Raw genomic sequence first — 21,386 nt, forward strand, 5'->3', positions numbered from 1 at the left:
AACAACATCTAGGTTTTGAATGTAACTTAACTGCACATAAGTTACATTCAAATCCTAGTCTTTGCTGGTTATTTTCCGTCTAACTCAGCTGCCCATTCTTTAAACCACTCGGAGGGTAATTCTAATTTCGAAAGGTCCGCTTTCATTAGTTTTTCATGGGAAGAAAAACCGTGGTCATACAAATCCCATTGACACTCAATATCTCGGGCAATTAAAAAGGTTAATTCATCCTGATCATCTAAATCTTCTTCTTCCCAAGCCATTGTTAAATTATCACACCACATGCAAAAATCAACTTGAGAAAATTGGTTTTCTTTCTTGCAAACTTCATCTAAAAGAGTCTTAAGATTTTCATATGAATACGGAAGATTGATGCTAGTGTTATTCCAATTCCACTCCATAAAGTAATCCTCCTCTTTTAGTACGGTTCATCAGCAGTGCAACTTTATGATTTTCATTTTTTACCAATAATAACTTGGCTTTGTTATTGAATCACAGAGCTTTGGAAGTACAATTTTGTTCAGAAATTAACCTTACTACGATATTCCTCTTTGTGCGTCCATTATTCGGGTTCAGTGTTTCGATTGTGTGGCTTTTCTTTAAAAATCACCTCACCATGTTCTATATGAAAGATCCCATCCGATTTCTTCAAGGAAATTATCGAATGGAGGAAGTTTTTTCTTCAATTTCCGGTTTGGCAGAAGAATCTCTTGCCGGAATTCCCCGAATAGGATGGGGTCTATTTCCGGGAATTCTTGATCCAGTCCAAGTTTACTTCTTTCATCAATAACGCCTAGAGAATCGACCGTATAGGCTGTCATGATTGGAAACTCTTGCTGAAGGATATGGAAATTAGAATAAAAAGCACGGATGTAGCCATGTAGCTCGAAATGAGGTTCAAATGGATTGTAATCACCTGAATATTTTCGTTCATGCTGCGGCATGAACGATTGGGCACTCCCAGTCTCCCAAACACCGACCATGATAGCAAAGGCCGCGACTGCTGCTCGCCGGGTTTCATCATTCGAATCCGTGAAATGAACGTCATATCGATCAAACTCGAATACCCACGCGCCGTGGAAATAGGTCGGTTCAAAGACTTTCAATACCGCCTCTACTTTTTCTACAATCGTTTTCCCATCTTCTGAGAGTTCAACTTCTTCAGGAACATTGGGAACAAGACTGCCCGCAATATTTTGAACATCCAGATTGCTTCCGACATAACGAATCACTCGTTGGTTCAAGAAGATTTCCTGATCTTCGGCAGAATCCAAAAGAGCATGTGTCATCCAACGCATCGCCTCTCCTGGGTTCCCCAAGTCGTACATGGTAAACGCATAGAAGGCTTTTAGAAGACCAACATCCCAAAACCGCAGCATCCCTTCCATTAAAATCTTTTCAGATTCCGTAAACTTGCCGAGCTGTCGGTACAATGAGCCGATTTGAACATAAGCATTTACCGCTTCCTTTTTGGGCAAACCAAGCTCGAGTGCCCGTTGGTATAAAGAAATTGCATCCTTTTCTTGTTTTAAAATATCGCAGCTCCATGCGCACTCATGATGCAGCATTGCATGTTCCGGATGCTGTAAAACAAGTTCCTTAAGAAGCTGATTTGACTCCAGCAGGTTACCATCCCGACGAAGTTCCAAAGCAGTTTTCAGCGATTCTTCCATTCGGCTCAATCCCTTCATCGTATCTGAGAACTTCTGTATATTATACACAATTCCCACTGTAATCTTAGCCGCTTACATTCGGTTTATAATTAACGTATATCTAAAAGTCTGTTTAATAGAAATTTAAATTGTGTGTTAACAAGTTTTCTTGATAACCATTAGTAAAAGTACACGATTACAGACAAAATGGAGAGAAGAGAGGCATTGATTAACCTCTCTTCTCTCCATTCGTCTATGAATTTTTTCCGGTAACGTCAGGATATGTGAACTTTCTTTCACCAATAGCATATCCATAGTTTCGATGTTTAATTTAAAAGAAAACCTTATCTTTACTCTCCCTCTAAATTAATGTACAGCTAAGAATAAATAAAGAAGTAAAAAAAGAGGCAAGCCTTCTCCTACTGACCTTAACCTTCAAGTTCTTAGACAATTAAGAGAACCTGTGGTGTTTTTATGTCCATGCTTCATTTAAAAGCTTTACACCTTCCTGGATTTCACCACAGGAAAGATTGCTGAAACCAAGTTTAATCATGGCTTCTGTGGGATGGTTTTTGATGAAATAGATGGAAGTCGGATACACTCTAACCCCATGCATGGAAGCACGCTTTATCAACCATTCTTCCGAACAATTTAGATGCACCTTCACTAAGACGTACAACCCCGACTGTTCCCCGATAATGGATAACTTTTGTTTAAAGTGTTTTGTTAATGCTGAAACCAGGCACTGCATTTTTCGCTTATACACAAGTCGCATGCGTTTAATATGGCGGTTCCATTCACCCTCTTCCATAAATTTGGCCATTGCCAGCTGGCTGAGGAGTGAAGCGGTACTCTCGAACTGAAGAAATTGATTTTTATAATGATTTACTAGGGACTGCGGCAGCACCATATAACTTAGGCGGATTCCCGGAAGAAAGGACTTCGAGAAATTCCCCAGGTAAATGACTCTCGTTGAATCAATGGAAGCCAGTGCTGGGAAGGGTTGTTGCGTATAGCGGAACTCGCTGTCATAATCATCTTCGATAATAAATCCATTTTTGCTGTTCGCCCAATGAATAAGCATCTGCCGCTGCTGAATGGACATGCTTACCCCTAATGGACTTTGATGGGACGGGGTTACATAAATTAAATTCGACTTCAATTCTTCCAAATGCGAAAAATTAGCCCCTGTCTCATAAACCGGTAATGTTTCAATCGTGAAACGATGAAAGCGAAACGCTTCCTTTGCCCCGTCATAACCCGGGTCTTCGATAATAATGCTCTTTCCCTTTTCCTTTAGGATTTTCCCTAGTTGAATCAACAGTTGTTGGGTACTACTGCCGATAACAATCGCACTTGGCTCTATTTTCACGCCGCGCGATTGGAATAAATAAGCGGCGATTTTCTCACGTAAACTCAATTCACCAAAGGGTTCCCCGTATTGAAAGCTCTCCTGCAATGTTAACACTTGATTGGATATTCTTCTCCAAGTTTTCAAGGGGAAATGGGTTTGATCCACGGCTCCTGCTTTGAAATCAATTTTGACTGGCGTTGCTGTCTCTTCCTGCTTTTTATTATGTGCAATGAAGGGGCTTTGAACTAAAATTGGCTCTAATTCATTTACAAAATACCCTTTTCTCCCTTCTCCGCGGACATAGCCTTCCGCTACAAGCTGCTCATAGGCCATCAAGGTCGTATTACGGCTGACTTGCAAGGACTCTGCCAATTGGCGAATGGAAGGCAATTGTTCATTTTCCTGTAGGTCCTCCTGTTCAACCAATACTTTAAATCGCTCGTATATCTGTTTGTATTTAGGAGAGTGACTGTCTAAAGCAAAAATGATATTTTTCATACTAAATCACCCCTGACATGTCTAAATTATTTTATTTGTACCTTTTTATATGTCACGTCTTATCTTACTATGGAGACTAACCGATAGCCATAAGCTTTAAAAGTAATTTGAAAAATATTCAGGGTGAGAATGTAGAGGGATGAGGGGATTCGATGGTAAGTATCGCAGAGTTGAGCGCATTTATTCTGGTTGTCTGCGGATTGTTTTTAATCCCGGGTCCTGCTGTCTTGTTGCTGATCACCCGATCGGCTCATCAAGGAACCAAAACAGGTTTTATAACCGGCCTAGGCATTGCAACGGGAGATTTTCTTCATGTGTTAGTAGCCGCTGTTGGAATCTCGGCTATTCTGTTGACTTCTCCTGCTGCTTTTACGATCATAAAAGTTGCCGGAGCAGCGTATTTGATCTATATGGGCATTCAGGCATTAGTGGTGAAAGCATCATCCATAAAAACAACTGATATTGTACAGGCGTCACTGCTTAAAGTCTACAGGCACGGCATATTAGTAGAAGCTTTGAATCCGAAAACAGCCCTTTTCTTTTTGGCTTTATTTCCGCAATTTGTCCATCCGGAGAGTGGATCAATCATCACGCAATTTTTACTGTTAGGGGTTATTTTTGTGGCCTTAACGGTTGGTTATACAACGATTTTAGCCGTCTTTACAGGAAGCATTGGGCATTTCATCAAACGTGGGAGTGGAATCAACAAGTGGGGCCAAAAAGCTTTGGGTTTGCTTTATATCGGTCTTGGCTTGCAAGTAGTTTTCCTGAATCCATAATCTTTTTATCAAAGTTAGTAGAACCTCTCCGAAATTTTTCAGAACATCAATTTCAGACAAAAAGGAGCATGCCATCATGTACATTCCAAAATATTATAAGGTGAACGATGTTGAAGAGATCCGCGAATTTGTTCAACTGAATTCCTTTGGAACGCTTGTCACAAATAGAAAAGGAAGACCCATTGCGACCCACTTGCCCTTGCAGTTAATAAAGGAAGACGAGGAGTACTATATAACCGGACATATGGCATACGGTAATCCGCAGTGGCGGACATTCGACACCTCTGAAGAAGTCTTGGTTATGTTCCAAGGTCCGCACGCTTACATCTCTTCCTCCTGGTATGAACAGGAAAATGTCCCAACCTGGAACTACCAGGCTGTTCATGTATATGGACCTGCCACCATTTTAGACGAAGAAGCATTGAAACAGGACCTGACAAAGCTGCTGGAAAAATACGAGAAACATCGTGAGAACCCGGTTCTTTGGGATAAACTCTCTACTTCTTTATTGGAAAAAGAAATAAAGGGGATTGTTGGATTTAAGATTAAGATAGGAGAAATTCAGGCTGCCTATAAAATGAGCCAGAACCGGAATGAATCGGATTATCGGAATATCGTTGAGCAATTACAACATGAGAAGAATCCTGATTCAAGTCAAATGGCGGAACTGATGAAAAAAAGATTATAGAGTTACCTGTAAGCCAATCTTAAAAATACAAAAAGCTATTGTTCTAAGAATAATCTTTTTCAGAGCAATAGCTTTTTTGTATTGTCCTGATAGATTGAAAGTAGAATTAATCGTAACTGTTAATCTCAGTTAGTTTATAACTTACAGTAGAACCGTTCGTAAAAGTACACCTTTACGAACGCTTCAAAACATCTGAAAATCGGCACAAAAAAACGTTCGTAAACGTGTAAAAACACTTTACGAACGTTCCCTTATTTGCATACACTTTTACGAACGGTTTTCGGTATAACTTACTGAGCCTTTAAAATTAATGTCGCCCCTTCAATATCCTCCATAATTTCGGTTTCATGGAATCTGCCTTCTGCCCAGTCATCCACTTGGTTGTGGAAGTAATCTGATTTCATATGTCCACTTAGTCCAGGCCCGACAATATGATAGGCACTTGATAAATCAGCAAGATCCGCCACAAAACGCCAGGAGGCTCCGTGATCGACTTCGCCTTCTGGTGTGGATGCTGCGGCCTGAACGGTAATGTTGGATCCCCCGATCGGTACAGGGCTCGGGTTAAGGAACTCGGCAAAAATTGCAGAGGCACCTGCAAGCGGATGCGGGAATGTCAATTGATGGTGGTCTCCCCATGCCCATTTGGCTGTGTCATTTCCCTGTTCTTCTTCAATTTCCGCAATTGCTGCCTCTAGTGAATCGACAAGCCATTTTTCGGCGCCGCCATATTCCGTAACCCAAACGCCTTCTTCCCCGGCAAATGCACTTCGCATCATTTCATCCGTAATGTGATTTTTGCCCGCCAGCATATCGAAAACGTCTTCTGGAAATTCATCTGCCAATAGCGTTTCCGGCAGCTGCTTCATCCATTTATGGAAAACCAGCGGTGCGGCCTGATCTTGACTGTCGACCTGATCCCACCCTTCAAGCATGGTGAGGACCTCATCGTATTCATTGGTTTCATTGCGCACAGTGGAAATCATATCCCCTAAAAACTCAGCTGCATATAAATTTTGCTGGTCCATCTGCAGCTCCATCATATCCTGCGCTGTCAGATCATCCGATGCTTCCAGCACTTCGGCAATCCTCTCGTAGCGATAGGGCTGCGCCCAAAAATCGGTGATGTGATAAGGGTAGGACTCATCAATCACTTCGTTGTTCGCTGTAGCAATAAACCCGCTTTCCGGATTGACCGCAGACGGCAATTCATCAAAAGGCACATAACCTTCCCAGCCGTATTCTGCAGAATCTCCCGGAACCGGCAACTGGCCGTCCCCGGATTTGCGGATTGGGATGCGGCCGTTCGCTTTATAAGCGATTGTGCCATCTGTAGAAGCAAAAACAAAGTTTTGGGCAGGAGCCTGGAAATCTTCCAGCGCCAGTTCAAACTCTTCCCAATTGGATGCTTTATTAAAGTTCAGAACGGCCTGCAGTTCGAGTGTCGGCTCCAGAGCGGTCCACTGCATCGAAAAGACAGCATCTGTTTCCTCTTCGTCGTACAGGACATTCGAAACGACAGGGCCATGCCTTGTTACTACCACTTCAAAATCTTCCGTTTCCCCGTCCTTTACTTTGATCGGTTCATCTCTGACTTCTGCCTGTTCCCACTGGCCTTCATACTGGAACTGTGTCGGATCTTCGGGATTGGGCGTTTCGATGTAAAGATCCTGAACGTCGGGGCCGACATTGGTGACGCCCCAGGCGATTTCCTCGTTATGCCCCAGAATGATCCCGGGAATGCCAGCAAAAATAACGCCGCTGACATTTTGTTCAGGCGACTCCAAATGCATTTGGTACCAGATCGACGGCGTGCTGAGTCCAAGATGCGGATCATCCGCTAGCAATGGTTTTCCGCTTGCCGTTTTGTCTCCTGACACCACCCAGTTGTTGCTGCCGTTAAATTCAGGCGGAATAACCGAAGCATCGAATTCCCCAGCTACCTGGACTGGCTGCTCCTTGTTTGCTGCCAAAATCGCCGGTGCAATTTCCGGGTAAGAGATAAACAGCTCACGGGCTTTGTCTTCCGGGAATTCATTCAATGCCCAGTGGCGGACTGCAAGTGTATTCCAGTGGCCGCCGAGGTCATAGGCCATGAACTTGCCGATTGTCAGTGAGTCGACAGGTGTCCACTCCTCCGGCTCATAGCCAAGCAAGGCAAACTCAAAGCTTAACTTGCCATTGGCTTTTGCCTCTTCCATATAGGCGTTAACCCCTTCTGCATACCACTCTAAAACCTGTTTGGCTTCTGCGTCATAGCCATCCCATGATTTTTCCGCAGCATCCCCCAAACTGAAGGTCCGGAAAAACTTATCGGTATCGACTGCATCTGCGCCGATCACCTCTGCCAATTGGCCGCTAGCCTGTCTGCGGGACAGGTCCATCTGGAACATCCGGTCCTGTGCCTGGACATATCCCTGTGCCCGGTAGAGATCAGCATCTGTCTCTGCCTGGATATGCGGCACGCCAATAACATCACGGATGACCGACACATCGCTGTCGAGTATCGCGACTGCCGCTTCGCCTTCAATAACCGGCTTGGACTTCCCTATGTAAACGTTTACAAAAATGAGTGCCGCTGCCGCAACTGCGACAAGAACGCCCAGAACAACCAAAAGCCATTTTAGCCACCTTCTGCTTTTCACTTTCTCCCCCATTGCCTTGCCCCCTTCTTCTTATGATGTTTCATTCGACTGACGAAGGATAAATCCCTTTTTTTAAAAGCACAAAATCGTATACGCCAATTCAGTTCTCCACAAAAAAAGATGCCCCGGCTAAGGGACATCTTTTGGAATCAAACTTGATCTTCTCCGACAATTTTCACTTCCAGCTCTAAATCAATACCGAACTTCTCTTGCACAGCCGCTTTGACCATTTCAATCGTTTTGATATAGTCATTGGCCGATGCATTGTTTTTATTCACAATAAAACCGGCGTGCTTCGTAGAGACTTCTGCTCCGCCAAAGCCCCGCCCCTGAAGGCCGCTGTCCTGAATCAGTTTTCCGGCGAAATTGCCGGGTGGACGTTTGAAAACACTGCCTGCAGAAGGAAATTCCAGCGGTTGTTTCGTTTCCCGCTGATACGTCAATTCAGTCATCTTGGCATCGATAACCGTTTGCTTGCCGATTTCCAGCTCGAATTCGGCCGACAAGACATAAAATCCTTTTTTCGTGATGATGCTCTTCCGGTAGTCAAGCTCCAAATCTTCTTTGGATAAGACCAGCTTCTCGCCTTCTTTAGAGAGAACAGTCGCTTGAATAATAACATCTTTTATTTCTCCACCGTAAGCTCCTGCATTCATCGCCATGGCACCGCCGATGGATCCCGGAATGCCGCAAGCAAATTCAAAACCGGTCAGTTGGTTGGCTGCCGCAACTTTTGATACCTTTTTGATGTTCGCTCCACCCTGGGCATAAACTCTTGTACCCTCTATGCGGATCGCCTGCAGACTTTTTAAAGTCAGGACAATTCCACGAAATCCTCCGTCCCGGACGACCATATTTGATCCGTTTCCGAGAAGCAGCAAAGGAATGTTATTTGTGTATGCATATTTTACTGCAAAAGCAGTTTCATCTTCAGTTGTCGGTGACACAAAAATATCAGCCGGCCCACCCATTTTAGTTAATGTATGAAGGTGTAGCGGTTCATCCATTTTGACGTGATCATCTGTCAAAAAATCGCGTAAATCCGTCAACCATTGTTCTTTCGTCATCTAAAGCAAATCCCTTCTAAACTTATAGCTTCTACTAGTATCCAATTTTCATCCCGATTTGACAAGCAATATAGCAAGGTTCAGGCCAAAAGTCCAATAAAATAATGTCTCGAATTCGAGAATTATTAATTAATAACTATTGACTTTGAGATTTATTGGCGTTATATTTAATTCAGAACAATATTTCTAGGAGGAATTTAACATGAAAAAATGGACAGTAGACACAGCACACTCAGAAATCGGATTTTCTGTAAAACACATGATGATCTCGAAAGTAAAAGGCTCTTTTACATCTTATGAAGCAGTCGTTGAAGCAAACGAAGAAAATCTTCAAGGCGCGTTGATCGACTTTAAAATTGACGTAGCAAGCATCAACACTAACAACACAGACCGCGACAACCACTTGCGCTCTGCTGATTTCTTTGATGCTGAGCAATTCCCATACATCACATTCAAAGCCAATGACATTGTTAAGAACGATGGCGAATACGAATTGACTGGCGACCTTACGATGAAAGGCGTTACGCGCCCGGCTACTTTCGAAGTAGAATACGGCGGCAAAGGCACGAACCCATGGGGCGTTGAAGTAGTGGCGTTCAATGTAGAAGGCAAAGTAAACCGCAAAGATTTCGGCCTTACTTGGAACCAAGCACTTGAAACAGGCGGCGTAATGGTCGGCGAAGATATCAAAATCACATTGGAATTAGAAGGCAACCCAGCATAATAAAGAGACATTCAAAAAGCAGTGCGAGGAAAATTCCTCGCACTGCTTTTTTTTAGTTTTATACGGTCTCTTTTGGGCAAATGCCACTCTGGCTGTGCGGCAAAGTACGCCGCTTCGCCAGCGCGTCTTATGCCTGGCAGAGCTATACGGGCGCTTTCGCTTTTCAGTATTCCTATTCTATTTTCTTCAGCGGCTTAACCGCTGGCCCATTCAATACATCTCCTGTATAGGAGAAGCGGGAGCCGTGGCAAGGGCAGTCCCAAGAACGCTCGGCGTCATTCCAGTTGACTTCGCATCCCATATGGGTGCATGCCGTATCCACAAGATGGACTTGGCCGTATTCGTCCCGGTAGCCGCCAGCCTTTTTCTTGCCGACTTTAACCAGCGAGCCTTCGTCTTTGCCAAGGTCCTCAACGGTTTTGGAAGCTCTTTTCAGTTTCCCTTTGACCAACTCTTTCGCAACCGAAGCGTTGTCTTTCGCAAAACTCGCAACATCCACCGCTTTCATTTTAGGCCGGGTTGGACTGAAAACAGGTGCGTAGTGATTTTCCTTGCCCAGAATTTGATCAGTTAGTAGCATGCCAGCCAATGCGCCGTTTGACATTCCCCATTTGTGGAAACCGGTCGCCACCAGGATCTTGTCATACCCCGCGGTGATGGTGCCGATATAAGGAATCTGGTCGAGCGTTGTCATATCCTGTGCTGACCAGCGGTACGGAATCTCCTGGATGCCGAAATGCTCTTCGCCAAACTTCTCAAGATTGTGGTAATGTTCCATTGTCTCGCTCGAACTTTTTCCGGTTGCATGGCCGTCACCGCCAATCAGCAGCAGCTTCTCCCCATTGTCTCCCGGCACATAGCGCAGGGAACGGGACGGCATATCACCGCTGATATACATATCATTCGGAATCTTGCCATTCACTTTGGCTACAATGGCATACGAGCGTTTGACCGATAAGCGCGAAAAGTACATACCGTCAAAATCATTGAATGGATAGTGCGTAGCTACAATGACTTGGTTGCACGACAAATGCGACAGGTTTTCAGTTTGAATAACCGGATCGTTTTTGCTCAGAATCTTCACGGCACGGGTCTGCTCATAAATTTTGCCGCCCAGCCGTTCAATTTCTTTCACCAATCCCGCCAAAAATTTCACTGGATGGAATTGGGCCTGGCCGCGCATGACCACCGCTTCTTTTACTTGAAACGGCAACTCTACTTCGTCTTTTGCCAGCTCGCCGTCGATACCCAGCTGTTCGTAAGCTTCTGCCTCTTTCTCAACCAGCTTCGCTCCTGCAGCTGTATTGGCATAGACGAATGCATTGTGATGAGAAAAATCACAGTCGATGTCAAGTTCATTGGCAGTGTCTTCAATGAATTTCAAGCCGTCCATGTTTGCCTGGTAATACAGTTTTGCTTTTTCCTCGCCCACCAGCTTGACCAAAGGATAATAAAAAAGCCCATGCTGTGCCGTTATTTTCGCGGTTGTATTGCCTGTTACCCCATCAACCAGTTTCCCAGCATCGATTAAGGTTACTTTCCTGCCGGCTTTCGCTAGTAGATAAGCACTGATAATACCGACCATGCCCCCGCCAACAACTGCAATATCTGTAGATTCGTTTGCCTGTAAAGCAGGATAACTTGGAATATCCTTGTATTCTCTCCAATATGACTTCTGCTCTCCTGGAACTCGACTCACGTTATCACTCTGCACCATGCCATTCCTCCTCATATAAGCTTTTAATAAATGTCTACCCCTATTGAAAAATCTTAATCAAATTATTGGATCCTCAACTTCCCAATTATTTGGATATACTGTCCAACTCGAATGAAATACTGTCCAACTTTCAAGAATACTGTCGGCCATTGCTAGTTTACTGTCCACCTGGCAGATTTACTGTCCAACAGAAAAAAAGGACCGCCCTTTAAGGGCAGTCCTTCATCCGAAAATTTATGCGTTTACTTTTACTAATGAATTTGCAGATTGCTCTACGCGCTTCATGCCTTCAGCAACGATTTCTTCCGCGCGATCCGGATACATATTGTGTCCTTCGATGATTACTTCTTCGATGTCAGTAATACCGAAGAAATCCATGATCAAACGGATATAGTTAACGCTCATTTCAGCAGGAGCCATTTCAGGTGTTGAATAAACTCCGCCGCGCGCATTCAAGATAATGACTTTTTTCTCAGGCACTAGACCGACCGGGCCTTCAGCTGTGTATTTGAATGTAACGCCTGCACGGTAAACGTAATCGATAAACGTCTGCAATGGTGCAGGAATTGTTTTGTTCCATAATGGGAACGCAAATACAACGACATCCGCATCCATGAATGCATCCATAGCTTTGTTGGCAGCAGTCAAAATGCGTTGCTCCAACTCTGTCATTTCTTCAGCTTGTGCCGATTTTTGCATTGCATTGAAGAAATCCTGGCCGAAATACGGCATATCTTCTTTGAATACGTCGAATGTATGAACATCTAGTTCTGTGCCCATTCCGATTGAATCCATAAATACCTCGTACATTTTGCTTGAAACCCCTTCAGATGCAGGGCGGTTATTTGCTTTTACTACTAAAACATTTGTCATTAGGTTAAAACTCCTTCTGTAATTATATTAAAATTATTTATCTCAAATTAAAAGCACTTTCTCATCTTAAGAAAAAGCAGAGTAAAAGTCAATTACTCTGCCTCAGGCTTAAAGTCCGTCACATGAATCCCCTGTACAATAGCTGGTTTTCTTTTTGCCCATCGGCTTAAGCTTTGGGCGAATTCCTTCTTCTTCAGCAATTTGTTCAAGTGACTCAACAAATGCTTCCAATGGCTGGGCACCTGAAATCGCATATTTGCGGTTAATGACAAAAAACGGTACGCCTTGTACGCCGATTTGGCCGGCTTCAGCAATATCAAGCTGGACCTCAGCCATGAATTGATCGGATTCCAGCACTTGTTCCGCCTCATTACTTGATAGTCCAACCGCTTCCACAATATTCAGTAAAACCCTGTGATTGCTGACGTTTTTTGCTTCAACAAAATACTGATGCATAAGCTGTTCAGTCAGTTCTGCATCTTTGTCCTTGGTTTCAGCCCATTTAGCTAAACGATGGGCCGCCAATGTATTGGCTTCCATCATGTTATCGAAATCATATTCCAAACCAACAGAACGGGCATGCTGCGCCACTCCCTCAGTCATTTCTTTTGCTTGTTCCATAGTTTTCCCAAATTTTTTCGCCAGACTCTCATAAGTCGAAACAACAGAATCGGTCGGAGTATTCGGATCCAGCTGATAAGCTTTAAATGAAACCTCCGCCTGGCTTTCAAAACCTGATTGAACCAACGCCTTTTCCAAAGTCCGCTTGCCTATATAGCAGAATGGGCATACATAATCTGACCAAACTTCAATTTTCATAGTTATCCACCTCGCCATTAACTATAGCAACGAAAACAACAGCGCTCAATTTTTTTGCCTGTGAAAAGAAAAGCTGAGGCGCCTGTCCTGAATCGACGGGCTTAAGGCATACCGGCGAAGTGGCGTTTTTTGCCACACAGCCGGGATGACTTAAGACCCCGAGATTCAAGGCGCCAAAGCTGGACAATAAGAAAAGCGGAGGCGATCGAGCTAGACCTGACGGGCATAAGACGCGTTGGCTGTGCGGCATCTTTTCAGCCGCATAGCCAGCGTGGCTTATGACCCCGAAGGTCTGATCGCCAAAGCTGGACAACCAGAAAAGCGCAGGCGCCCATGTAGCTCTGACAGGCATAAGGCAGACCAGCAGAGTGGCGTTCTTTGCCACGCCGCTGGGTTGGCTTATGACCCAAAGAGCTGGGCGCCGGAGTCTGGACAACAAGAAAAGCGCAGGCGCCTGTCCTGAATCGACGGGCTTAAGGCAAGCCATTAAACCATAAAAAAACTGACTCCCCATAGGGAATCAGTTTAATGCTTCTGTAATGACAGGAACAATTTGTTTTTTGCGTGATACAACACCCGGCAGCAAGACGCGGTTGTTGACTACACTAGATTTAAAGGCGCCTTCGATAATGCCTGCTCTTTCGCCAAGAACAATGGCGACTGAGTTATTGTTGAGAATATCCGTAACAGCAAACACAAAGAGATCTAAGCCTTTGGCAGCGATGGCGTTTGCCATCAACACTTCAAGCTCTTTTTGACGGACCATGACTTCTTCCACATCAATGGCATTGACTTGAGCAACTTCAAATCGGCGGTCGCCGGCTTCAAATTCCTTGGAGTCCAATGAAATTAAATCCTCTAATGTTTTATTGCTTAAATCAGCTCCCGCTTTCAATAAGTCGAGGCCATACTTTTGCACATCAATGTTAGCGATGTTTGCCAGTTCTTTGGCTGCTTCAACATCTTGCGGCGTACAGGTTGGCGATTTGAAAAGAAGTGTATCCGAAATAATGGCCGAAAGCATCAAGCCAGCGATATTCATCGGCACTTCCACGCCGTTTTCTTTAAATAGTTTCAAAATGATGGTCGTCGTGCAGCCAACCGGCTCCGCACGGAAAAAAAGTGGATCTGTGGTTTCAAAGTTGGCAATCCGGTGGTGGTCCACCACTTCAATCACCTGAACTTCATTGAGGTCTTCTGCACTTTGCTGGCGTTCATTGTGATCCACCAAAATTACCTGTGAAGCTTCCTTAGCGACCTGGTTCACCAGGCGCGGCTGATCGAACTCGAAGGTTTTCAATGCGAATAACGTTTCGTTGTTTACTTCCCCTAAGCGAATCGGTTCAGCAACCATGCCCATTTCATTTTTTAAATAAGCGTATGAAATGGCCGAACAAATGGAGTCGGTGTCCGGATTTTTATGACCCAATACTAAAACATTTGACATCAATAATAGCCTCCTGGAAAACTTAGTTTCTGTGCTTATTCTAACATAAGTACAGCAATTGAAAAAATCGAACTGCTAAACAATAAAAAATAAACCTAAAAGAGTATAAAGTTTATAGAATTATCTGTATTTTATAAATTCGTTGTGTACTTTAGCACATGCTAATGGTATAATATGACTAACTAATTCAAAGTTAGGTGGAAGGAAGAGATGCCTGTGACTATTTTACTGGAAAAGAAATACATTCCTCTGGCCGATTATTTCTCCGGAGCGACGAATCCCTCAATAAAGCTAACATTTTCAGAGATCGAACAAATTATGGGACAGAATTTGCCCAATGCCGCCTACTTAAATAAAAGCTGGTGGAAAAAGACAAAAGCGCCGGCAAAGCACTTTCATGCCTGGGTAGACGCTGGTTACTTTGTCAGCGATGTTGAACCTGACCGCTTTGTGGTTTTTGAAAGGATCGATCTTTCAAATGGCAGCGGCTCAGGCCAAGATGAAGAAGATCAGGACATCCTGCTGATCCGAACTGCTGAGCACGGAGATGCACGCTCTCTCGCTGCTTTGCAGAAAACAGTGGAATCCGAGTCCGAGTTCATGCTGTATGCTAAAGATGAACGGACACAATCCACTCAAAAAGTCCGTAAACAAATCATTGAATGGAAACAAAGCGGCCATTCGACTATCATCATCGCTATCCTTAACGGTCAGCATGTCGGCTTTTTGATGATTATGGGCAACGATGCTAAACGAGCTGCACATAGGGCTACTATCGATTTAGGCCTTCAAAAAGAAGCGCAAGGCAAAGGAATTGCCAAATCATTGCTTGATAAAGCAGTTGAATGGTCTAAGGATAAAGGCATCAGCCGGCTTGAACTGTCGGTCGTCGAAGAAAACACACCGGCACGCAAACTGTATGAAAAAGCCGGTTTTGAATCTGAAGGCATCCGCCAAAAATCCATGATGATAAACGGCAAACCACATAACGAAATTTATTTAGCGAAGTTTTTGGATTAGAAAAAAGGAGTGTGCCTCGGCATACTCCTTTTTCAATGGATTTAATTTTCGGAAAGCCATGCGACTCAACATTTTCTCCAAAACAAAACCCGAACCAGCCTAGCTGATTCGGGCTTTATTTTTATTAAGCTAATTTTTCCAACAAACGCAAGGATTCGCGATTGAACGCCGGAAGGTCATCCGGCTGGCGGCTCGTAACCAGTTGGTCCTGGCACACCGCCACTTCTTCATCGACTACAGTAGCTCCTGCATATTCCATATCGACTTGAATCGATTTAAAGCCTGTCGCTTTACGGCCTTCCAGCGCTTTGGCCGTTATCAATAATTGAGGTCCATGACAAATTGCAAAGACCGGTTTTTTCGCATCCATGAACGCTTTTGTAAATGCTACAAAACGATCATCCGCACGTAATTGGTCTGGAGAAAATCCGCCTGGCAAGAATAGTGCATCATAATCATCCGGGCTGACATCGTCAATGCCTTTATCTATGGTGACAACAGCTTCGCCTTGTTTGCCCGTTACTTCTTTGCCCGCTTCTTTTTCGATAGTGAAGACTTCGTGACCCGCATCATTAAACGCTTTCGACGGATCTGTATATTCCACATCTTCGAACATGTCTGTAATTAAAGTTGCGATTTTTGCCACTTTCTACCACTCCTTCTGTTTAATCATTCTCTTTCAGTATTCCACCAAAAGATGACATTAAACACAGAACTAGCGAAATTTCGAGACAAAGGGATTTTCTGTCTCCCAAAAACGATATGGATAGTCGACCGCTTCAAGCGAATTCCCAATCCCGACTCTCGGTCCGACCGATACGGCATGAACGGGATCTCCTTGCGCAATATAAAGCGGCTTCTCAGAAAAATGGCTGCCATAGTGATCCATGGTGATGGCCATTGCCTTGGTCAGTTTTCCAGGTCCACTGGTCCAATTCTTCATCGGCATATGCTTGCCGCGCCGTTCCGCCATCAGCTCTATGCCTTCTACCGGTTCAACTGCACGAATCAAAATCGCCCGTGGAGTATCTACTGGTCCGCTGACGACATTGATCAATGTATGGGTGTGCATTTGGTAGGTATAAACGAGCCCGGGTTTGCCGAACATGATTTCAGTGCGTTTGGTGCGCCGGTTGCCAAAACTATGGGCAGCCCGATCTTCCGCACCCATGTAAGCTTCAGTTTCCACGATGCGCCCCGCAACAATGCCTTCCGGCAATTCATGAACCAGGATTTGGCCAAGCAATTTCCGGGATAGCTCCAATGTCGGAGCATGGAAAAATTCAGCAGTGACTGGTGTAAACATAACATCTCCTCCTATCGGCATTATACCGAATGGGTGGCAGTCACCGCATTGATAAGCGGTTCGATTTCCTGGATTCTATTATCGTTGAAAGCTTCCACAATGGCACTTCCGACAATAAAGCCGTCTACATCATCACGCAGCATGTCGACGTGGCTGCTTTTTGAAATTCCAAATCCAGCGTAAACCGGAACCGGGCTTTTCTCCCGGACTTTGCGCATAAAGGCTTTAACATCTTCCGACATTTCATCGCGTGATCCGGTTATGCCTTTGACCGTTACTGCATAGACAAACCCTTCCGCTCCGCTGAGAATATCAGCCAGCCGCACATCGGTCGTCGTCAAGGTCACCAGCTGGATCAATTTGATGCCCTCTTTATCTGTATGGGGCTGCACCAATTCTTTATGTTCATAAGGAAGATCCGGGATAATGACAGCCGAAACTCCAGCCTTGCTGCATTCAGATGCAAAACGTTCCACGCCAAATTTCAGCACCGGGTTCAGATAAGTCATAATCAGCAGTGGAATTTCAACCTGGAAAGTCCAGCTTTTCATTTCTTCCAGCACTTTCTGCAGTGTGACGCCGTGTTTCAAGGCACGGTTGCCTGCCGCTTCGATCGTCGGTCCGTCCGCTACCGGGTCAGAGAATGGGATGCCGATTTCAATGGCCGTTACTCCCGCTCCCTGTAAATACTGCACTTGCTCTTTCAAACGGCCAAGGCCGCCATCGCCTGCCATGATGTAGGCGACAAACGCCTTATTTCCTGAATTCTTCAGCTGTTCCAGTCGTTTCATGACAGTCCCTCCAGTTTTTCAGCATACGTCGCCATATCCTTGTCGCCGCGTCCTGATACGCAAATCACCAGAATCTGATCGGCAGTCATCGTCTTGGCTTGCTTTTCAGCTTCTGCAATTGCATGTGCCGATTCAAGCGCAGGAATGATTCCTTCAAGGCGGGACATGCTGATGACCGCATCAAGCGCTTCTTTATCTGTAATCGAACGGTATTCGACACGGCCGATATCCGCTAAATAAGCATGTTCCGGCCCAATTCCCGGGTAATCGAGTCCCGCAGAAATAGAGTGCGCTTCCTGTACCTGCCCCGCATCGTCCTGAAGCAATTTCATCATAGCGCCGTGGAGTACGCCTTCTGTCCCTTTTGTTAAAGTCGCAGCATGCCTGTCCGTATCAACACCTTGACCGGCTGCTTCAACGCCAATCAGCTGAACGTCTTTATCTTTAATGAATGGATAAAACATGCCGATCGCATTGCTGCCGCCGCCTACGCATGCCAAAATGGCATCAGGCAAACGACCTTCTTTTTCCAAAATTTGACGCTTTGTTTCATCGCCGATGACGCTTTGGAAATCGCGGACCATCGTCGGGAATGGATGCGGCCCAAGAGCCGAACCGATCAGGTAATGCGTATCTTCTACATTCGAAACCCAGTAGCGAAGGGCTTCATTGACCGCATCTTTTAAAGTTGCACTGCCTTTTGTAACACTTTCAACACGCGCTCCCAACAGCTTCATGCGAAAAACATTCAGTTGTTGGCGTTTGATGTCTTCTTCTCCCATGAAAATAACGCATTCCAAATCAAAAAGTGCACAGATCGTCGCTGTCGCTACACCATGCTGGCCCGCTCCAGTTTCTGCTACAATTTTTCGTTTGCCCATGCGCATGGCAAGCAAGGCTTGGCCAATTGCATTATTCACTTTATGGGCGCCGGTATGATTCAAGTCTTCGCGCTTCAAGTAGATTTTTGGTCCACCCAATGATTCTGTCATGCGTTGCGCAAACGTCAGCGGCTGTTCGCGGCCAACATACTCGGATAAATAATGGTGGTATTCTTTTTGGAATTCAGGATCTTCTTTTACCTCGTTATAGGCATCTTCCAATTCTTTGACGGCTTTCATCAAGGTTTCCGGTACAAATTGTCCGCCGTATTTGCCGAAAAATCCAACCTTCTCTATTGTTTGTTCCATCGAATCATCCTTTACTTGTTTTATGAATTCCTGTATTTTTGCCGTGTCTTTGCGGCCGTCTGTTTCGACGCCACTTGAAACATCGACCATATAAGGTGTTGTTTGCGTGATGGCTGCATGAACATTTTCCGGCTTCAAGCCCCCTGCTACAATTAGGCGGGATGGATCAATATCGGCTCCATCGAGCAGGGACCAATCGAACACTTTGCCGCTGCCTCCACGATAATCGGTACCGGGAGCATCTACCAAAACATAATCAGCAATGGATTTCTTCAATTGATCTGTATCTTCTTTCCTACGGATGGAAAACGCCTGGATAACCGGGACTTGAATCGCTCCGACCAGCTCGTCCGGCTCATCGCCGTGCAATTGGACCATCGTCAACGGTACTCGTGCAATGGCGTCTTCGATTTCTTCTAAAGAAGCATTAACAAATACACCAATTTTATCGGTATCTACCGGAATGTGTTTGGCCAGTTCAGTCGCCTGTTCAATCGTCACCTGGCGTTTGCTTGGAGCAAACACAAAACCGATAGCATCTGCCCGCTCTGCCGCTTTGACATGCTGTTCTTCTTTCAAACCACAGATTTTTACTTTGGTCATCGGATTGCCTCCTCACTTGTCGCCTGGCGAATCCAATTGCCCGGATCTTCAGACCGCATCAATGCCTCGCCCACCAAAATTCCTGAAGCGCCGCTGGCAAAAGCGAACTTCGCATCTTCTTTTGTATTCATCCCACTCTCACTGATCAGCACCCGTTCGCCGTCAAATGGAAATTTCTCTGCCAATTGCGCGGTCCGTTCAACCGATACATCAAACGTCTTTAAGTTGCGGTTATTGACGCCGATCAGCTTAGCATCCAGCTCTAAGGCTGTATACAGTTCTTCTTCGTCGTGGACTTCCACCAAAACTTCAAGTCCTTTAGAAATGGCATATTGGTAAAGACTATGCAGCTTCTGCTTTTCGAGTGCCGCCACGATCAATAAGATGATGGTGCCTCCAGCGTGTTGTGCTCGGTCAATCTGAATTTCGCTGACCATAAAGTCTTTGCATAAAACAGGAATCGACACTGCTTCTGCTACTTTGCGCAGGTCATCAATCGATCCTTTAAAGTAAGTTTCATCAGTGAGAACTGAAATGGCGGCTGCTCCCGCTGCTTCGTATTTTTTCGCCTGTGCCACAACATCCACTCTTGTCTGGATATCCCCTTTAGACGGGGAAGCGCGCTTTATTTCTGAAATCACGCCGTTTTTTTCCTGCAGATGCTGCAGCAGCTTTGATTTTTCCGGGAAAGCGATGGCGCTTGGCTCCACCGGTTTATAAGTTTTTATTTCTTCATATTTAGTGGCAATAATTTTATCCAATATGGTCATACAAATACCTCCGCTGCTAACCGGTGCAAGTCGAAGACGCGCGCGGTTTCGCCTGATTTGATTGATGCTTTTGCCTGCTGCACACCTTCCGCAACGGTTTTAGCCTTGCCACTGACATACAGGACGGTTCCCGCATTCAGTGCCACTGTATCCAAATAGGGACTGTCGGTTCCTGATAAGACGTCCATAAAGATTTCAGCGTTGCGCTCCGGGTCTCCTCCTCGAATCGCTTCGATTGGGGCAACTTCCAAACCGACTTCATTCGGATGGATCGTCATTTTGCGCTTGCCCTGTTCATCGAAAACAATCAGTTCATTAGTGCCGGCAAGCGACAATTCGTCCAATCCACCTGCCCCGTGAACCAATGCTCCTTTTTTTCTGCCTAGCCGAATGAGCGCATCGGCCATCGGCTCCAGCATGTCGAGACGGTAAACACCGGTCATTTGAACCGTGATCGGCAATGGATTTGCCAAAGGCCCAACCAAGTTAAAGATAGTCGGAGTGCCAATTTCTTTGCGGATTCGGCGCAAGCCGCCAAGTGCCGGGTGGATAGCGGGTGCAAATAAAAGCGCAATCCCAGTCTGATCCAGCATCGCTGGAATTGAGGCAATATCCGATTTTGTCGAAATGCCCAATGCTTCCAATACATCGGAACTGCCAGTCTTGCTGGAAACACTGCGATTGCCATGCTTGGCAACAGTCAATCCACAGCCAGCCAAGACAAAAGCCGTCAATGTGCTGATGTTGAAACTGTAGGAACGGTCTCCGCCAGTTCCGCAAACATCAACCAGTTCCCCCTCTACCTCCGGAAGTTTGACCGCTTTTTCGCGCATCGCTTTGACCAATCCGACCAATTCATCAGCCGTTTCGCCTTTTCCGTGCAAATCGGATAAAAAACTTTTCACATGCTGCTCATCTATTGTACCGTCCAGAATTTCCAACGATTTTTCATACATCAATTGTTCACTCATATTCTCTGCTCTGCTCATCCTAATCTCTCCTCATCATGATTTTGAATGCAAAAATCCCCGCAACCAGATAATTAATCTGATTGCGGGGACGGGTTAAAACCGCGGTACCACCACGCATTAATGCAATAAATTTCTGCACTCACTTAAACAGGCTCTTCGCCTTTCCCTTTAACGCAGGGCTTACGTCTCCCTTACTCGCTTCCGCTTTCAGGACAGCTCTCCTAAGTCCATTCGCGCAGTTCACCCAATCAGCTTCCACCAGCCGCTGACTCTCTAAATGGATCTCCCTGCCTACTCGTCTCAATCCTCGATTTATACACTCTTCTATTCTAGTCTTCTCTAGGCTCTTCTCTCAAAAGGACTTGCTTCTCGTACAACAAGTTGACCCTTATCTTAAAAGGTTTTGTTTATTCTGTCAAGTAAAAGAAAAGCGGAGGCGCCCGTGGAGGTCCGACGGGCATAAGACGCTCCG

20 protein-coding genes and 1 other annotated feature are annotated in these 21,386 nt (G+C 45.2%); of the genes, 4 read left to right on the plus strand and 16 right to left on the minus strand.

What is annotated here, in order from left to right; translation table 11 throughout:
• Positions 1-68: 68 nt before the first annotated feature.
• The 3 genes from QOZ98_RS12065 to pdxR all read right to left on the minus strand — a co-directional run bounded on the left by QOZ98_RS12065 (position 69) and on the right by pdxR (position 3,504).
• Positions 69-401, minus strand: a complete 333-nt coding sequence (locus QOZ98_RS12065) for a hypothetical protein (protein WP_308787683.1) — start codon at positions 399-401, stop codon at positions 69-71.
• Positions 402-611: 210 nt separating this feature from the next.
• Positions 612-1,691, minus strand: a complete 1,080-nt coding sequence (locus QOZ98_RS12070) for a tetratricopeptide repeat protein (protein ID WP_308787684.1) — start codon at positions 1,689-1,691, stop codon at positions 612-614.
• A gap of 433 nt (positions 1,692-2,124) precedes the next feature.
• The gene (pdxR, locus tag QOZ98_RS12075; RefSeq protein WP_308787685.1) at positions 2,125-3,504 is read right to left on the minus strand and encodes a MocR-like pyridoxine biosynthesis transcription factor PdxR; all 1,380 of its coding nucleotides are present in this window, start codon (positions 3,502-3,504) and stop codon (positions 2,125-2,127) included.
• Positions 3,505-3,656: 152 nt separating this feature from the next.
• Between pdxR and QOZ98_RS12080 the strand changes: the two genes are divergently transcribed.
• Both QOZ98_RS12080 and QOZ98_RS12085 read left to right on the plus strand, forming a co-directional pair.
• On the plus strand, positions 3,657-4,283 hold the full coding sequence (locus QOZ98_RS12080) for a LysE family translocator (RefSeq protein WP_308787686.1): 627 nt from the start codon (positions 3,657-3,659) through the stop codon (positions 4,281-4,283).
• A 76-nt stretch (positions 4,284-4,359) separates the two neighbouring features.
• Complete coding sequence (locus QOZ98_RS12085; protein WP_308787687.1) at positions 4,360-4,971, plus strand: FMN-binding negative transcriptional regulator; 612 nt, start codon at positions 4,360-4,362, stop codon at positions 4,969-4,971.
• Between the two features lie 290 nt (positions 4,972-5,261).
• Here QOZ98_RS12085 and QOZ98_RS12090 read toward each other — a convergent pair whose 3' ends face one another.
• Together QOZ98_RS12090 and murB are read right to left on the minus strand one after the other, a co-directional pair.
• On the minus strand, positions 5,262-7,628 hold the full coding sequence (locus tag QOZ98_RS12090; protein ID WP_308787688.1) for a penicillin acylase family protein: 2,367 nt from the start codon (positions 7,626-7,628) through the stop codon (positions 5,262-5,264).
• Positions 7,629-7,765: 137 nt separating this feature from the next.
• Positions 7,766-8,683, minus strand: coding sequence for a UDP-N-acetylmuramate dehydrogenase (murB, locus tag QOZ98_RS12095; protein ID WP_308787689.1), 918 nt, complete (start codon positions 8,681-8,683; stop codon positions 7,766-7,768).
• Between the two features lie 202 nt (positions 8,684-8,885).
• Here murB and QOZ98_RS12100 point away from each other — a divergent pair, with 202 nt between their 5' ends.
• On the plus strand, positions 8,886-9,407 hold the full coding sequence (locus tag QOZ98_RS12100; protein WP_308787690.1) for a YceI family protein: 522 nt from the start codon (positions 8,886-8,888) through the stop codon (positions 9,405-9,407).
• Positions 9,408-9,579: 172 nt separating this feature from the next.
• Here QOZ98_RS12100 and QOZ98_RS12105 read toward each other — a convergent pair whose 3' ends face one another.
• The 5 genes from QOZ98_RS12105 to QOZ98_RS12125 form a co-directional block, all read right to left on the minus strand.
• Complete coding sequence (locus tag QOZ98_RS12105; RefSeq protein WP_407676711.1) at positions 9,580-11,124, minus strand: FAD-dependent oxidoreductase; 1,545 nt, start codon at positions 11,122-11,124, stop codon at positions 9,580-9,582.
• Positions 11,125-11,358: 234 nt separating this feature from the next.
• The gene (locus QOZ98_RS12110) at positions 11,359-11,997 is read right to left on the minus strand and encodes an FMN-dependent NADH-azoreductase (protein WP_308787691.1); all 639 of its coding nucleotides are present in this window, start codon (positions 11,995-11,997) and stop codon (positions 11,359-11,361) included.
• 108 nt (positions 11,998-12,105) lie between these two features.
• Positions 12,106-12,816 (minus strand): DsbA family oxidoreductase, encoded by a 711-nt coding sequence (locus QOZ98_RS12115; RefSeq protein WP_308787692.1) that lies wholly within the window; start codon positions 12,814-12,816, stop codon positions 12,106-12,108.
• Positions 12,806-13,168, minus strand: coding sequence for a hypothetical protein (locus tag QOZ98_RS12120; RefSeq protein WP_308787693.1), 363 nt, complete (start codon positions 13,166-13,168; stop codon positions 12,806-12,808). The genes QOZ98_RS12115 and QOZ98_RS12120 overlap by 11 nt, the downstream gene beginning before the upstream one ends.
• Before the next feature lie 168 nt (positions 13,169-13,336).
• Positions 13,337-14,263 carry a manganese-dependent inorganic pyrophosphatase gene (locus tag QOZ98_RS12125; RefSeq protein WP_308787694.1) on the minus strand — a complete coding sequence of 309 codons (927 nt, stop codon included), beginning with the start codon at positions 14,261-14,263 and terminating at the stop codon, positions 13,337-13,339.
• 210 nt (positions 14,264-14,473) lie between these two features.
• Here QOZ98_RS12125 and QOZ98_RS12130 point away from each other — a divergent pair, with 210 nt between their 5' ends.
• Positions 14,474-15,283 (plus strand): GNAT family N-acetyltransferase, encoded by an 810-nt coding sequence (locus tag QOZ98_RS12130; protein ID WP_308787695.1) that lies wholly within the window; start codon positions 14,474-14,476, stop codon positions 15,281-15,283.
• A 124-nt stretch (positions 15,284-15,407) separates the two neighbouring features.
• Here QOZ98_RS12130 and QOZ98_RS12135 read toward each other — a convergent pair whose 3' ends face one another.
• From QOZ98_RS12135 to trpD, 6 genes are all read right to left on the minus strand, one after another.
• Positions 15,408-15,929: a type 1 glutamine amidotransferase domain-containing protein gene (locus QOZ98_RS12135; protein ID WP_142827310.1), complete on the minus strand. Its 522-nt coding sequence runs from the start codon at positions 15,927-15,929 to the stop codon at positions 15,408-15,410.
• Positions 15,930-15,998: 69 nt separating this feature from the next.
• Complete coding sequence (locus QOZ98_RS12140; RefSeq protein ID WP_308787696.1) at positions 15,999-16,589, minus strand: DNA-3-methyladenine glycosylase; 591 nt, start codon at positions 16,587-16,589, stop codon at positions 15,999-16,001.
• A 20-nt stretch (positions 16,590-16,609) separates the two neighbouring features.
• The gene (gene trpA / locus QOZ98_RS12145; RefSeq protein ID WP_308787697.1) at positions 16,610-17,380 is read right to left on the minus strand and encodes a tryptophan synthase subunit alpha; all 771 of its coding nucleotides are present in this window, start codon (positions 17,378-17,380) and stop codon (positions 16,610-16,612) included.
• The gene (trpB, locus tag QOZ98_RS12150) at positions 17,377-19,173 is read right to left on the minus strand and encodes a tryptophan synthase subunit beta (protein ID WP_308787698.1); all 1,797 of its coding nucleotides are present in this window, start codon (positions 19,171-19,173) and stop codon (positions 17,377-17,379) included. Before trpB ends, trpA begins: the two co-directional genes overlap by 4 nt.
• A complete protein-coding gene (gene trpC / locus QOZ98_RS12155) occupies positions 19,170-19,943 on the minus strand; it encodes an indole-3-glycerol phosphate synthase TrpC (RefSeq protein WP_308787699.1) in 774 nt (257 codons plus the stop codon). Before trpC ends, trpB begins: the two co-directional genes overlap by 4 nt.
• Positions 19,940-20,932 carry an anthranilate phosphoribosyltransferase gene (gene trpD, locus QOZ98_RS12160; RefSeq protein WP_308787700.1) on the minus strand — a complete coding sequence of 331 codons (993 nt, stop codon included), beginning with the start codon at positions 20,930-20,932 and terminating at the stop codon, positions 19,940-19,942. Before trpD ends, trpC begins: the two co-directional genes overlap by 4 nt.
• Before the next feature lie 63 nt (positions 20,933-20,995).
• Positions 20,996-21,231, minus strand: a binding site (T-box leader).
• Positions 21,232-21,386: the final 155 nt, after the last annotated feature.

Origin of the sequence: Planomicrobium stackebrandtii, from assembly GCF_030814955.1 — a bacterium.
Classification (GTDB): domain Bacteria; phylum Bacillota; class Bacilli; order Bacillales_A; family Planococcaceae; genus Planococcus; species Planococcus stackebrandtii.

Excerpts from the sequence above, each read along its gene's own strand:
- QOZ98_RS12115 (WP_308787692.1), bottom strand. The coding sequence starts at position 12,816 with ATGAAAATTGAAGTTTGGTCAGATTATGTATGCCCATTCTGCTATATA.
- QOZ98_RS12065 (WP_308787683.1), bottom strand. The coding sequence starts at position 401 with ATGGAGTGGAATTGGAATAACACTAGCATCAATCTTCCGTATTCATAT.
- QOZ98_RS12110 (WP_308787691.1), bottom strand. The coding sequence starts at position 11,997 with ATGACAAATGTTTTAGTAGTAAAAGCAAATAACCGCCCTGCATCTGAA.
- QOZ98_RS12120 (WP_308787693.1), bottom strand. The coding sequence starts at position 13,168 with ATGCCTGTCAGAGCTACATGGGCGCCTGCGCTTTTCTGGTTGTCCAGC.
- QOZ98_RS12070 (WP_308787684.1), bottom strand. The coding sequence starts at position 1,691 with ATGAAGGGATTGAGCCGAATGGAAGAATCGCTGAAAACTGCTTTGGAA.
- QOZ98_RS12140 (WP_308787696.1), bottom strand. The coding sequence starts at position 16,589 with ATGTTTACACCAGTCACTGCTGAATTTTTCCATGCTCCGACATTGGAG.
- trpD (WP_308787700.1), bottom strand. The coding sequence starts at position 20,932 with ATGAGCAGAGCAGAGAATATGAGTGAACAATTGATGTATGAAAAATCG.
- murB (WP_308787689.1), bottom strand. The coding sequence starts at position 8,683 with ATGACGAAAGAACAATGGTTGACGGATTTACGCGATTTTTTGACAGAT.
- pdxR (WP_308787685.1), bottom strand. The coding sequence starts at position 3,504 with ATGAAAAATATCATTTTTGCTTTAGACAGTCACTCTCCTAAATACAAA.
- QOZ98_RS12125 (WP_308787694.1), bottom strand. The coding sequence starts at position 14,263 with ATGTCAAATGTTTTAGTATTGGGTCATAAAAATCCGGACACCGACTCC.
- trpA (WP_308787697.1), bottom strand. The coding sequence starts at position 17,380 with ATGAAACGACTGGAACAGCTGAAGAATTCAGGAAATAAGGCGTTTGTC.
- QOZ98_RS12080 (WP_308787686.1), top strand. The coding sequence starts at position 3,657 with ATGGTAAGTATCGCAGAGTTGAGCGCATTTATTCTGGTTGTCTGCGGA.
- trpB (WP_308787698.1), bottom strand. The coding sequence starts at position 19,173 with ATGACCAAAGTAAAAATCTGTGGTTTGAAAGAAGAACAGCATGTCAAA.
- QOZ98_RS12085 (WP_308787687.1), top strand. The coding sequence starts at position 4,360 with ATGTACATTCCAAAATATTATAAGGTGAACGATGTTGAAGAGATCCGC.
- QOZ98_RS12090 (WP_308787688.1), bottom strand. The coding sequence starts at position 7,628 with ATGGGGGAGAAAGTGAAAAGCAGAAGGTGGCTAAAATGGCTTTTGGTT.
- QOZ98_RS12130 (WP_308787695.1), top strand. The coding sequence starts at position 14,474 with ATGCCTGTGACTATTTTACTGGAAAAGAAATACATTCCTCTGGCCGAT.
- trpC (WP_308787699.1), bottom strand. The coding sequence starts at position 19,943 with ATGACCATATTGGATAAAATTATTGCCACTAAATATGAAGAAATAAAA.
- QOZ98_RS12100 (WP_308787690.1), top strand. The coding sequence starts at position 8,886 with ATGAAAAAATGGACAGTAGACACAGCACACTCAGAAATCGGATTTTCT.
- QOZ98_RS12105 (WP_407676711.1), bottom strand. The coding sequence starts at position 11,124 with ATGGTGCAGAGTGATAACGTGAGTCGAGTTCCAGGAGAGCAGAAGTCA.